Below are 13,729 nucleotides of genomic sequence, written 5' to 3' on the forward strand. Positions count from 1 at the left end.
TCACCTGCCACGGCTTCGCCTGCCACGGCTTCGCCTGCCACGGCTTCGCCTGCCACGGCTTCGCCTGCCACGGCTTCGCCTGCCACGGCTTCGCCTGCCACGGCTTCGCCTGCCACGGCTTCGCCTGCCACGGCTTCGCCTGCCACGGCTTCGCCTGCCACGGCTTCGCCTGCCACGGCTTCGCCTGCCACGGCTTCGCCTGCCACGGCTTCGCCTGCCACGGCTTCGCCTGCCACGGCTTCGCCTGCCACGGCTTCGCCTGCCACGGCTTCGCCTGCCACGGCTTCGCCTGCCACGGCTTCGCCTGCCACGGCTTCGCCTGCCACGGCCTCACCAGCCGCCTGCTTGTTGGTGCGGGCCATGGCCTTCGCGTCCAGGCCTCCGAGGGAGTCGGTACCGACCTCGGCGTTGTGCGCGTGCGCGGCATGGTGCAGGCCGAACGCGGCGTCCATTCCGGTGCGCAGGCCCTGGATGTCCTCGATCTGGTTGACGGCCTTCTTCGTGAGCGCGAGACCCAGCCTCGGCATCGCGGCGATCCGCCCGGCCATCGCGAACACGAAGTCGGCGAGCTCGGCGCGGGGCACGACGTGGTTGACCATCCCGAGCTGGTGCGCTCGCCACGCCGGGAAGCGGTCGCCGGTGTAGAGGAACTCCTTGGCCGCCCGCGGGTTCATCACCCAGGGGTGGGCGAAGTACTCCACCCCCGGGATGCCCATCCGCACCACCGGGTCGGAGAAGAAGGCGTCGTCGGAGGCGATGATGAAGTCGCAGCTCCAGGCCAGCATCAGCCCGCCGGCGATGCAGGCGCCCTGCACCATGGCGATCATCGGCTTGGGGATCTCGCGCCAGCGCCGGCACATGCCGAGGTAGACCTCCGACTCGCGGGCGAAGCGCCCGTCGAGGCCGGGCCGGCCGACGTGGTCCCACCAGATCACGGCCCTGCGGTCGAAGGTCTCGTCGATGTCACGGCCGGGGGTGCCGATGTCGTGCCCGCCGCTGAAATGTTTCCCGTTGCCGGCGAGCACGATGACCTTCACGTCGTCGTCATCGGTGGCGCGGACGAAGGCGGCGTCCAGCGCGTAGGTGACCTTCGAGTTCTGCGCGTTGGTGTACTGCGGGCGGTTGACGGTCACGACCGCGACCGGGCCGCGCACCTCGTAGGTGACGACCGCGCCGGTGTCGGCGGCGGGCTCCTGCGTGGTCAAGGTCGCGCCTCCAGACTGTGCGGGTCTCCAGACTGTGCGGGTCGGCCGTGACCGTACCAAACAAGTGCTTGGTGGGATAGTGTGTGGCCGCCCGCCACCGGCACCGCGCGGCGGGCTGGGAGGTCGCCATGGATCTGACCAGTTCCGTTGCCGACGAGGAGTTCCGCCAGCAGGTGCGGCAGTGGCTCGCCGAGAACCTCGTCGGGGAGTTCGCCGGCCTGCGCGGGCTGGGTGGCTCCGGCCGGGAGCACGAGGCGTTCGAGGCCCGGGTGGCCTGGAACCGGCATCTGGCCGCCGCCGGGTGGACCTGCCTGGGCTGGCCGGTCGAGTTCGGTGGGCGCGGGCTCAGTCTGTTTCAGCAGGTGATCTTCCACGAGGAGTACGCCCGTGCCGACGCGCCGGCCCGGGTGAACCACCTCGGCGAGGAGCTGCTCGGCCCGACGCTGATCGCGCACGGCACCGACGAGCAGCGTGCCCGCTTCCTGCCCGGCATCGCCGCGGCGACCGAGCTGTGGTGCCAGGGCTACTCGGAGCCGGATGCGGGCTCCGACCTGGCGTCGGTCCGCACCCGGGCGCGGCTGGACGGTGACCAGTGGGTGATCGACGGGCAGAAGGTGTGGACGTCGCTGGCGCAGCAGGCCGACTGGTGCTTCGCCGTCGTCCGCACCGATCCGGGCTCACGGCGCCACGCCGGCCTGTCGTACCTGCTGGTGCCGATGGACCAGCCCGGGGTACAGGTCCGTCCGATCGTGCAGCTGACCGGGACGTCGGAGTTCAACGAGGTCTTCTTCGACGGCGCGCGGACCGCCGCCGACCTGGTCGTGGGCGCCCCGGGCGACGGGTGGCGGGTGGCGATGGCGACGCTCGGGTTCGAGCGCGGTGTGTCCACGGTCGGCCAGCAGGTCGGCTTCGCCCGGGAGCTGGACGCGGTGGTCGCCGAGGCGCGGCGCACCGGCGCGGTCGACGACCCGGTGCTCGCCGATCGCCTCGCGCGTGCCCGGCTCGGTCTGGAGGTGCTGCGCACCCACGCGATGCGGACGCTGAGCGCCCACGACACAGGTTCCGCGGAGCCGGTGTCGTCGTCGGCGGCGTCGGTCTCGAAGTTGCTGTGGGGGCGCTGGCACCGTGACCTCGGCGAGCTGGCGATGGCGGTGCGCGGCACCGCCGGCCTGACCGTCGCGGAGCCGCCCTACGGCCTCGATCGGCTGCAGGCGCTCTACCTGTTCAGCCGGGCCGACACGATCTACGGCGGCTCCGACGAGATCCAGCGCAACATCATCGCCGAGCGGGTGCTCGGTCTCCCGAAGGAGCCACGCGGTTGACCAGGGCGACCAGCAGCGGTGGTGGCGGTGTGCCGGCGGAGGCGTCGACACCGCCGCCGTACGTGCCCGGGCACGGGCTGCTCGAGGAGCGGACGGTGGTCGTGACGGCCGCGGCGGGCGCCGGCATCGGCGCCGCCGTGGTCCGCCGCTGCCTGGAGGAGGGCGCCCGCGCCGTGGTGCTCAGCGACACCCACTCCAGGCGGCTCGCCGAGGCGACCGAGGCCCTCGGCGCGGAGTTCGGCACCGAGCGCGTCGCGTCGCTGGTCTGCGACGTCACCCGCGAGGCGGATGTCGCCGCCCTGATCGACGCGGCGGAACGGTTCGGCGGAGTCTCCGTCATGATCAACAATGCCGGTCTCGGTGGCACCGCCTCCATCGTGGACATGACCGACGAGCAGTGGTCGAAGGTTCTGGACGTCACGCTCAACGGCACGTTCCGCTGCGTGCGCGCCGCCGCCCGGCGGATGATCGAGCGCGGTACCCGCGGTGTCATCGTCAACAACGCCTCGGTCGTCGGCTGGCGCGCCCAGGAGGGCCAGGCCCACTACGCGGCGGCGAAGGCCGGCGTGATGGCGCTGACGAGGTGCGCGGCCATCGACGTCGCCGCGCATGGCATCCGGGTGAACGCGGTCGCCCCGAGCCTGGCGATGCACCCGTTCCTGGAGAAGGTGACCAGCGCTGACCTGCTCGCCGAGCTCCGGGGCCGGGAGGCGTTCGGCCGCGCCGCGGCGCCGTGGGAGGTCGCGAACGTCATGGTCTTCCTCGCCAGCGACTACTCGTCCTACCTGACCGGCGAGGTCGTCTCGGTCAGCAGCCAGCATCCGTAGCCGGCTTCGGTAGCCGGCATCCCTGGCCGGCGTCCGTAGCCGGTGTCCGTGAGCGACGGGAGACTCAGGTGGGTCAGGCCTACATCATCGACGCGGTGCGGACACCGGTCGGCCGGCGCGGTGGCTCGCTGGCGGAGGTGCACTCCGCCGACCTCGGCGGGCACGTGCTGCGCGCTTTGATGCGGCGCACCGGGATCGACCCGGGCGCCGTCGACGACGTGATCTTCGGCTGCACAGACACCATCGGCTCCCAGGCCGGCGACATCGCCCGGACGTCCTGGCTGGTCGCCGGCCTGCCCGAGCACGTCCCGGGGGTGACGGTCGACCGGCAGTGCGGCTCCAGCCAGCAGGCGGTGCACTTCGCCGCGCAGGGCGTCCTGTCCGGGACGGCCGATCTCGTCGTCGCCGGCGGGGTGCAGAACATGTCCGCGATCCCGATCTCCGCGGCGATGACCGTCGGCGCGCAGTTCGGTTTCAGCACGCCGTTCGCACAGTCACCCGGCTGGCGGGAACGCTACGGCGACCAGGAGGTCTCCCAGTTCCGTGCGGCGGAGATGATCGCCGAGAAGTGGGGCGTCTCCCGTGAGCAGATGGAACAGTTCGCGTTCGCCAGCCATCAGCGTGCGCTCACGGCGATCGACGAGGGCCGCTTCGCGCGGGAGATCGAGCCGGTCGGCGACTTCGCGGTGGACGAGGGCCCGCGCCGGCAGACCTCGCTCGCGAAGATGGCCGGCCTGCGCACCCTGACCGACGGCGGCCGGCTCACCGCCGCCGTCGCCTCCCAGATCAGCGACGCGGCCTCGGCGCTGCTGGTGGCCTCCGAGGCCGCGGTGCGCACCCATGGGCTGACACCGCGGGCCCGCGTCCACCACCTCAGCGCGTACGCCGACGACCCGGTGTGGATGCTCACCGCGCCGATCCCGGCGACACGCCGGGCACTGGAGCGTGCCGGGATGTCGATCGACGACATCGACCTGTTCGAGGTCAACGAGGCGTTCGCCTCCGTCGTGCTGGCCTGGCTGCGGGAGACGGGCGCCGACCACGACCGCACCAACGTCAACGGCGGGGCCATCGCGCTGGGGCATCCGATCGGTGCCACCGGCACCAGGCTGATGGCGACGCTGCTGCACGAGCTCGAACGCACCGGTGGCCGCTACGGCCTGCAGGTGATGTGCGAGGGCGGCGGCCAGGCCAACGTCACCATCATCGAACGCCTCTGACCGTCGCTGCTCGCCGCCCGTCGCTGTTGACCGCTGCCGCTGACCGTGCCCGCGGGGAGGAACAGATGAACGAGGTCTTCGCGCCGGCCGCGCTCGGCCCGATCACGCTGCGCAACAGGGTGATCAAATCGGCGACGTTCGAGGGCCGCACTCCGGACGCCCTGGTGACCGACGAGCTGATCGAGTTCCACCGGGAGGTCGCCGCCGGCGGGGTCGGGATGACCACCGTGGCCTACTGCGCGGTCGCCCCGGGCGGGCGCACCGACCGCCACCAGATCTGGATGCGTCCGCAGGCCGTCCCGGGGCTGCGCCGGCTGACCGACGCGGTCCACGCGCACGGCGCGGCGGCCAGCGCGCAGGTCGGGCATGCCGGCCCGGTGGCCAACGCGGCCTCCAACCGGGCCCCCGCCCTCGCACCCAGCCGGATGTTCAGCCCGCTCGCGATGCGGCCGGTGCAGGTCCCCGACATCGACGGCATCGCGCGGGTCATCGCCGCCCACGCGGATGCGGCGAAGCTGGCGGAGCAGGCCGGGTTCGACGCGGTCGAGCTCCACTTCGGTCACAACTACCTGGTCAGCTCGTTCCTGAGCCCCAGGCTGAACCGGCGCGGGGACCGTTACGGTGGGCCGCTGGAGAACCGGGCACGACTGGCGCGTGAGGTCGCCCGTGCGGTGCGGGAGGCGGTGGGCGACCGGCTGGCGGTGATCGCGAAACTGAACATGGAGGACGGTGTTCCGGGCGGCCTCACGGTTCCCGAGTCGCTCCAGGTCGCGGCCTGGCTGGAGGCGGACGGCGCGCTGGACGCTCTGGTGCTGACCGCGGGCAGCTCGCTGCTCAACCCGATGCTGCTCTTCCACGGCGCCGCGCCGCGGAAGTCCTTCGCGAAGGCCCTCCCGCCGCTGGCGCGCTGGGGATTCCGGCTGGTCGGCCGATCCTTCCTGCGGGAGTACCCCTACCGGGACGGATTCCTGCTCGAGCGGGCCCGGCAGTTCCGCCGCGAGCTGTCCATGCCGCTGGTGCTGCTCGGCGGCATCACGAACCTGGACGTGATGCGCGAGGCGATGGCGGAGGGCTTCGACTTCGTCGCCATGGGCCGCGCTCTGCTGCGTGAGCCGGACCTGCTCCTGCGGATCCAGGCCGAGGAATCCACCCGGTCCGCCTGCGTGCACTGCAACGAGTGCATGCCGACCATCTATTCGGGCACTCGCTGCGTCTACCGCATCAGCCAGCCGTCCACCGGCCCGGCTGAGCTCGCCCGTCGGCGGCCCGCGAGCCTGTCGTAGGCCGCCTGGAGACGGCCTCGGTGACATTTGGTTTGATCAGCCTGGCGGGGTCGCACGGCCATGTCCCTGGTCGGATGCGACAGCGCCGCTGCTTTCCCCAACGGGCGGGGGGTCTGCCAGACATGGAATCCGAGGTAGGGCTGACCGGCAGGGAGGTTCCTGTCACTCGGCAAGGCCCGGACGACGCGGCCAGCGGCTTCGGGCCGGAGTTTCCGCTGACGATTCCGGAGTCGAGTCGGCGGCCGGAACGGGCACGCCCGGAGCTGCGGACGCGGTACTCCGATGACTCGCACCGTCCTGCGCCGGCCGGAGACAGTCCGGCGGACAGGGACCTGCTCGGCATCGACGGTGATGTGGCCATGCTGGCGAAGCTGGTCGCGGCCCGGAAACCGGATCCGCCGCTGGCGATCGCGTTGCTCGGCCCGTGGGGATCAGGCAAATCCACCTTCATGGTGCAGATGCGTAAGCGGGTGGAACGACTCGTCCAGGATGCGGCGAAGGATCCCGACCCCACGAGCACCGCCTTCGTCGGCCGGGTGTTGCAGGTCGATTTCAACGCCTGGCACTACAGCGACGACCAGGTCTGGACGGGTCTTGTCGACCGCCTGTTCCGCGAGCTCGCCGCGGCACACGACGACAGCCGTCAGCCGTCCCCTTCCGCGGCGCAGGCGCGGGCACAACGTGACCGCCTGCGCTCTGAGCTGGCCCGCGAGCTGCGGCGGCAACACCGTCTGACAGGCAGCTTCGAGAAGATCGACGATGTGGCCGGCGGGCAGGGGCGCTTCCAGGACGCCACCGCACCGACGTCGATTTTCGTGGCGATGTGGTCCTGGGCGCGGGACCTGGCGGCGGACCTGTGGGCAAGCCGGTCGGTGCTGCTGCGGATTGTCGTGTTCGTGGCGGTCGCGGGACTGGCCTGGAGGTACGGCATCAGGCTGGCAGCCTGGACCGCCGGGCAGGCCCAGGGCGGAAAGGACTCCCCGACACTCGTCCGCCTCGTCCCGTGGTCCGTGATCGTGATCTCGGTTGTCTACCCCGGATGGAAGATCTATCTGGGAGGCAGGTCGCTCTACAACAGGCTGCGTAGAGGCCTGGAAGGGACGCTGGCCGACGTCCAGTGGAGGATTCACGAACTGGACCGGCAGCTGATCGTCGCCGACGCCGCGGCAGGGCTCGCGTCGTTCCTGGCGGAGCGTTCCAGCGAGGCCACCTACGCCGGCTATCGCGGCCTGGTCGGCCGGGTACGCGACGACCTCGACCAGTTGGCGACGAAGCTTGCGGAGGCCCGCCAGACCTGGGCGGAGGATGAGAAGGCCAGGCTCGCCCCGGTTCCGGCTCCCGCGTCATCGGCCCAATGGCGGGTGAAGGCCAAACTCTGGTGGGGGCAACGGCGGGCGAGACGGGCAGTCGAGGCCAGGGCCCGCATGCTGAAGATCCTGCCGGAACGCCGGCCGCTGGAGCGGATCGTGCTGTACATCGACGACCTCGACCGGTGCCCACCGAACGTCGTCGCCGACATGCTGGCCGCGGTTCACCTGCTGCTCGCGCTGCCGCTGTTCGTGGTCGTGGTCGCGGTCGACCCGGCCTGGTTGAGCCGGGCGGTCCATCAGCATCGTGGCCGACTGTTCGGCAACCAGCCTGGCGAGGAGTTCTGGACCACGGCCGACTACCTGGAGAAGATCTTCCAGATTCCTTTCATGCTCCCGGAGATGGGCAGCCGGGGCAGGGACTACCTGCGTGAACTGCTGCTCGCCGCCAGGACGGACGCCGACCCGGATGCCGACCCGGATGCCGGCCGGGACGCGGTACAGGGCTCGGCGGACACGCGACCACCGGATACCGGTGACGTGCTGCGCCTGCTCCCTTTCGAGGAGGAGTTCCTGCCCGAGCTCTTTCCGCTGCTCCCGACGCCGCGCGCCTGCAAGCGGCTGCTGAACCTCTATCGGCTGATCCGGATCGGCATCCGTCCGGAGCACCGGGCGGACTTCCTGGGGTACGCCGAGACCGCGGGCGCCGAGACCGCGGGCGCCGCGCCGAGCACGCCTGACGACCCGAGGTGGCGACACACCGGCGGCGAATACCAGGTCGTCGCGGTCCTCCTCGCCGTCCTGATCCGGAAGGCCGACGAGGCCCAGCAGCTTTTCGATCTTCTGGTCAGGATCGACGGCGAGGACTCGGATATCTCGCGAGTACTCCGGCAGCAGGCACCCAACGTCAAAACCGGCAATATGAACACCCCAGGGGCGTGGAACGAGGTGGAGGAGCTACGGATCGAGGTCGCGGGCCTGGTCCGTGATCTCAGCGCCAGGTACGGCGGCCGGGACGCTGTGATGCGTGGCACCGACGTCTACCAGCGCTGGGTGGCAGACGTGCGCCGCCTCAGCTTCCCGGCCGCCGAGCCCTGGCAGTCCGGGGCGACCCCGGGTGACTGAGTACGGCCCGGTGCCAACCGGCACGTGTAGATGATGCGGGCGGTCAATCGTTAGAGTCGCCCGAGGCGATCAGCTTGGTATGGATGTGTCCACCGCCCGGCGCCCGAGCGCCAACGGGGACACGGGCGGGGGACAGGGGGCACAGTTCGATGGCGCGGTTCGATGAGGCGCGGCTCCAACGCCTGGGCGGTGTGGACCGGCAGGCCGTTCGGGATGCGCTGACAGCGGCGTTCCCGTCCCGGGGGCGACTGGAGGTTCTGCTCGACCGCCTCGACCGCAGGCTCACGGACTATGCGTCGGAGGCCAGCCCGCTGCCGGAGGTGGTGTTCCACGTCGTGCAGAGTGCGTTGGCCGAGGGCTGGCTCGCGCGGCTTCTTGAGGAGGCCGTGCTGATGGTTCCCGGCAACCGCTCGTTGGCGGGTCTCGGAAACGGACAGCCCGCTGACGGGGAGCCGACGAGCGGACGACTGGCGACAGAGGGCGCCCGGGCGGTGGCCGCTCCGACGGACCGTGAGGTGATCAGCGAACTGGCGGACGTGTTCTCGGACCAGCTCAGGGCGGGGATCGTGGTGGAGCGCGCGGGGCTGCGGCGGGGCCGGCAGCCCAGCTGGCATGCCGGAAACGCGGAACTGTTCTGGTCGGAGGTGCACCGCCTGTACAAGGGCGGCGCGGTTCTTGGCGGCTGGCCGAAGCTGCTGCGCGAGGCTCACCTGGAGCGGCCGGCGAATCCGGTCATCGCCGCGGCGGCGGCCGCGGCAGGCGTCCCGATCGCCGCAGGTATCCCGATCGCCGGCGCCGCGACGACCGTCTCCTCACCCGAGGATGCCCACGCCGCGGTGGGCACAGTCGGGGCCACGCGTACCGGCGCGGCCAGCGCCACGCCGACGGGCCCGGCCGGCGGATGGGACTTCTTTATTTCCTACACCGGGGCCGACCAGCAGTGGGCGGAGTGGATCGCCTGGCAGCTGGAAGCAGCGGGTTACTCGGTCTACGTCCAGGCCTGGGACTTCGTGCCGGGTGCGAACTGGATGAACATGATGACCAGAGGAATCGAGCATTCCCAGCGGACCATCGCGGTGCTCTCCTATCCCTACCTGAACTCGGTGTGGGGGCGCGCTGAATGGCAGGCAGCGCTGCGCCGTGACCCCGACGGCTTCAGGCGCAAGGTGATACCCGTTCGGGTGGAGAACTGCCCGCGCCCTGAGCTGCTGGAGACCGTGGTCTCCGTCGACCTGTTCGACCTGACCGAGGACCAGACCACGGACCGTCTCCTCGCGGGTGTCGAGGCCTCCCTCAGCGGCCGGAGGAAAAAGCCGGAGCAGGCGCCACCCTTCCCGTCTTTCTGAGCGGAGGAGGTCCTGACGGCCCGCTCGGTGAACAGACGACGACGATGAGAAGATCGGGGCGGTGGTGAGCGGGGGCCCGTACCGCTGGGACTTCTATGTCTCGTGCGCGGACGAAGACAAGGACAAGAAGGTGGGCGAGTGGGTCGCCTGGCATCTTGAGAATGGCGGCCGCTACAAGGTCCAGCGGCCGGAATGGGGTTCCTCAGGGGATTCTTTGCCTGCGGGAACGGACTGGTCCAGCCGGGTCAAGGACGCCGTCCGTGAGTCCCGTATCACCGTAGCTCTGGTTTCCGACGCGTATCTCACACAAGTGCTCCGCGCGGTGTCGGATGCCTTCGACGCCGACCCTGATGGTGCGACGGGCAGGCTGCTGCCTGTCCGTATTGAGGACTGCCCGCCGACCGGACTACTCGCCGGGATCATCCCCGTGAACCTGACCAACCTCCTGAGAACCCAGGAGACCTACCTGTCACAGGAGGAGATAGAAGAGGAGAAGAGGAAGAGGGAGGCGGACGCGCGCGATCTGCTCTTCAAGGCCGCGAGCCAGGTCGCCGCGAAGAGCCCTGCCCGGCCGACGGTCCCGCCGCAGCTACCCGGTCGGCGTATGAGCGGGAGTGGGGCCGCTGCGGGAGCGCCCCACCAGCCGGCCCCCAAGCCGGTGGTGTGGCTACCCGCGCTGGTCGGAACCGAGGTGCGGCGACCGGAGTTGGCTGAGCGCCTCGTCGGAATGCTGACCGCCGAGAGCGAGGAGCCGCTGCGGGTGGTCGCCCTGCACGGCGGGCCCGGATTCGGCAAGACGACCCTGGCGAAGCTCGTCTGCCACCGCGACGATGTCCGGGCTGCCTTTCCCGGCGGGCTGCTGTGGACCAGCCTCGGCCAGGACCATGGCCAGCTCACCGGCAAGATCAACGCTTTGGTCGTGCGACTGGCGCAGGAGCTGGGCCGAGGTAGCCAGGAGCCACTCCCATCAGAGCCGGAGCAGGCCGGGATGCGGCTCGGTGAACTGCTCGACGCCCTGCCCCCCGAGAGACGGACGCTGCTCGTCATCGACGACGTCTGGTCGGCCGCGCAGCTCGGGCCGTTCCTGTCTGGTGGCTCGCGCTGCACCAGACTGGTGACCACCCGAGACCAGCGGACCCTCACTGGTGACCCTTCGGTGGTCTGGATCGACATGATGCGCCAGGCCGAAGCGCGGGAGCTGCTGGTCGGGGCGGCGCCAGATCTGCCGGCCACGGTCGCGGACCGCCTCGCCAGGCTTTGTGGCAGCTGGCCCCTCCTGCTGGACCTGGCGGCCAAGAACCTCAGACGCCGGGTCACCGGGGGGGCGCCGGCCACCGAGGCCGCCGAAGAGCTGATCAAAGGGCTTGAGGATGCGGGAGTCGTGGCATTCGACGACCCGGTGGGCGACGAGAAAACGCGTGACCGTGCGGTCGAGGCAACCGTCGAGGCGAGTCTGCGGCTCCTGAACCCGCCGGGCTCGGCCAGGGGACATCTGCTGGACCGCTTTCTCGAGCTGGCCGTGTTCCCCGCGGAAACGGCCATCGACCTCGCTGTGCTCGAGAAGCTGTGGGGCCACACGGCAGGCTGGGGCGCTTGGCAGGTTCGCCAGTTCCGCGACGTCCTCGTGGACCTTTCTCTCCTCGTTCCTGCTGGGAAGGGCGATCTCGCCAACCCGGCCGGGTCCCCATGGCTGCACGACGTACTCCACAGGTATCTGGATCGCCGCATCGGGAAGACACTTCCCGGCCTGCATCGTCGCCTTCTGGAGGCCTTCCGCCGTGACCTGCCGGCCGCGGAGGGGCGGACGGCGTGGTGGCACCTGAGTGACACCCCGGGCAGCGACTACCTGGTCACGCACCTCATCTACCATCTTCTCGCCGCACTCCAGACCGATGAGGCGGCCGCCGTCGCCACGGACCCTCGGTGGATCGAGGTCACCCTCCGCCGCACCAGCTCCACCATGACCGCTGAACACGACCTGGCCAGCGTCGGCACCGGCCACGCCGTCATCCTCGCGCGCGCGCTCGCCCAGAACGCCCATGTCGTCGCCGGGCCGGCGCTGCCCGGCGGCGTTGGCCCCACCCTCGCCGCCACCCTCGCAGCCGTCCCCACCCTCGCCTCGAGCGCGGATGAGTACTGCGCGACGATCCCTCGTCCCTGTCTCGGCCTCGTCTGGTCCACCCAACCGGCCCAGCACGCCCTTCTGCGGACCATTCGCTCGGGGGCGGGCGGATCGGTGAACGCGGTGGCGTTCTCGGCCGACGGCCGGCTGCTCGCCGCCGGCGGCGGTGACGGGACGGTGCGGCTGTGGAGTCCGGCTACCGGCACCGAACTGCCCGCCTCCCTCGCCCATGGTGAGCCGGTGAGCACCCTGGCCGGTGCCCCCGCCGGGCAGGTGATCGCTGTCGGCGGCACCGGCGGTGCGGTGCGCCTGTGGGATCCGGTTGCCAGGACGAACGAGGTCCTCGCCGGTCACGAGCGTGGCGTTACCGCGGTGGCGTTCTCGCCCGACGGCAAACTGCTCGTCACCGCCGGCTACGACGAGAAGGTGCGGCTGCGGGACCTGGCGGCCAACGTCGAGAAGCCCGCGCTGGTCGGGCTTGACGGCTGGGTGAACGCGGTGGCGTTCTCACCCGACGGCAAGCTGCTCGCCACGGCCGGCTACGACGGGACCGTGCGGTTGTGGAACCCGGCGACCGGCGAGAGACAGCCGACCTCCGCCGATCACCGGGACGCGGTCAACGCCGTGGCCTACGCCACCGATGGCCATCTGATCGCCTTCGGCGGCGCTGACGGCTCCGTGCGGCTCTGGGATCCGGCGATGGAGACGAACAGCCAGGCGCTCGCTGGCGCCGAGGGCAGTGTCGCCGCCGTGGCGTTCTCGCCGGATGGCAGCCTCCTCGCGGCCAGCGGCGACCGGAAGGTGCGGCTTTGGGAACCCGAAGCCGGCGCCGACCCGATCACCACCCTTGCCGGCCACAGCCTCGGCGTCGCCGCCGTGGCGTTCTCGCCGGACGGCAGTCTCCTCGCCTCAGGCGGCGCCGAGGGGACCGTCCGGCTGTGGGACCCGCGGGCCAGCGCCGCCCGTGACCCGGTCGCCGGCCTCGGCGACTGGATGACAGCCGTGGCGTTCTCGCGACAAGGGCTGCTCGCTACCGGCGGCGCCGACGGGGCGGTGCAGCTGTGGGACCCGGTCCGCGGCACCCCGATCAGGACGCCCTTCACCGGCCATTGCGACATGGTGACCGCCGTGGCGTTCTCACCCGACGGCCAGTTCCTCGCCGCGGCTGGTCGTGATCAGGCGATCCTGTGGGACCGCGAGAATGGCGGCGAACCGGTCGCGACCCTTGCCGGCCCCGGTAGAGGTGAATGGGTGACCGCCGTGGCGTTCGATCCTGACGGCCGGTTCCTCGCCGTGGCTGGTCGTGATCAGGCGATCCTGTGGGATCGCGAGAATCGTGGCGGCCCGGTCGCGACCTTCGCCGTCGGCGATGAATGGGTGACCGCCGTGGGGTTCTCGCCCGACGGGCAGCTCCTCGCCACTGCCAGCAGCGATCGGACGATTCGGCTGTGGGACCCGGCGGACGCCACCGAACCGACGAGGACCATCGACGGTCACGGCCACGGTGTCACCGCAATGGCGTTCTCGCCCGATGGCAGTCTGCTGGCCACCGCAGACCAGGACGCGACAGTGCGGCTGTGGGATCCCGAGGGAGATGGCGGGCCGATCACCCTCGCCGGTCACACGGACTGGGTGACCGCTGTGGCGTTCTCACCCGACGGGCGGTATCTCGCCACCGCGAGCAGAGACCAGACAGTGCGGCTGTGGGACAAGGGAGAGTGGGAGGCCGCCGGGGCCAGGACGTCGTTGCGGCTCGGGGTAGCCGTCACGGCACTCGCCTGGCACGACGACTCCCTCTGCTGCGCGACCGAACTCGGTCTGTGGCTTCTGCGGTGCCACCGTCTGCGGTGACCTCCAGCTGGAACCGATCCGCGTGCGCCGGGCCGGTCGTCGGGGCCCGCGGCCGACGCGGCGTCAGCGGTGCCGTGGGGTGCGCCGGCCACCAGGCCCTGCCGAAGAGGGAGTGAAAGCT

General features: G+C 71.0%; 7 protein-coding genes and 1 pseudogene. 7 read left to right on the forward strand and 1 reads right to left on the reverse strand.

The window, feature by feature from the left end; all coding sequences use genetic code 11:
* Window positions 1–338 precede the first annotated feature (338 nt).
* A pseudogene (locus FREUN1FDRAFT_RS00600) lies at window positions 339–1,205 on the reverse strand (enoyl-CoA hydratase); the annotation flags it as partial.
* A gap of 128 nt (window positions 1,206–1,333) precedes the next feature.
* Here FREUN1FDRAFT_RS00600 and FREUN1FDRAFT_RS00605 point away from each other — a divergent pair.
* The 7 genes from FREUN1FDRAFT_RS00605 to FREUN1FDRAFT_RS39325 all read left to right on the forward strand — a co-directional run bounded on the left by FREUN1FDRAFT_RS00605 (window position 1,334) and on the right by FREUN1FDRAFT_RS39325 (window position 13,608).
* Window positions 1,334–2,527, forward strand: coding sequence for an acyl-CoA dehydrogenase family protein (locus FREUN1FDRAFT_RS00605; RefSeq protein ID WP_006537967.1), 1,194 nt, complete (start codon window positions 1,334–1,336; stop codon window positions 2,525–2,527).
* Window positions 2,524–3,354, forward strand: coding sequence for an SDR family oxidoreductase (locus tag FREUN1FDRAFT_RS00610; protein ID WP_006537968.1), 831 nt, complete (start codon window positions 2,524–2,526; stop codon window positions 3,352–3,354). Before FREUN1FDRAFT_RS00605 ends, FREUN1FDRAFT_RS00610 begins: the two co-directional genes overlap by 4 nt.
* A gap of 68 nt (window positions 3,355–3,422) precedes the next feature.
* Window positions 3,423–4,574, forward strand: a complete 1,152-nt coding sequence (locus FREUN1FDRAFT_RS00615) for an acetyl-CoA C-acetyltransferase (RefSeq protein WP_006537969.1) — start codon at window positions 3,423–3,425, stop codon at window positions 4,572–4,574.
* A gap of 65 nt (window positions 4,575–4,639) precedes the next feature.
* Complete coding sequence (locus FREUN1FDRAFT_RS00620) at window positions 4,640–5,857, forward strand: NADH:flavin oxidoreductase (protein ID WP_006537970.1); 1,218 nt, start codon at window positions 4,640–4,642, stop codon at window positions 5,855–5,857.
* 122 nt (window positions 5,858–5,979) lie between these two features.
* Window positions 5,980–8,289, forward strand: coding sequence for a KAP P-loop domain protein (locus tag FREUN1FDRAFT_RS00625; RefSeq protein ID WP_006537971.1), 2,310 nt, complete (start codon window positions 5,980–5,982; stop codon window positions 8,287–8,289).
* 149 nt (window positions 8,290–8,438) lie between these two features.
* Entirely contained in the window at window positions 8,439–9,635 is a 1,197-nt protein-coding gene (locus FREUN1FDRAFT_RS00630) for a toll/interleukin-1 receptor domain-containing protein (RefSeq protein WP_006537972.1), read from the forward strand.
* 64 nt (window positions 9,636–9,699) lie between these two features.
* A complete protein-coding gene (locus FREUN1FDRAFT_RS39325; protein ID WP_157474177.1) occupies window positions 9,700–13,608 on the forward strand; it encodes a TIR domain-containing protein in 3,909 nt (1,302 codons plus the stop codon).
* The last annotated feature ends 121 nt before the right edge of the window (window positions 13,609–13,729 follow it).

It is taken from the genome of Parafrankia sp. EUN1f (genome assembly GCF_000177675.1).
Taxonomy (GTDB): Bacteria; Actinomycetota; Actinomycetes; order Frankiales; family Frankiaceae; genus Parafrankia.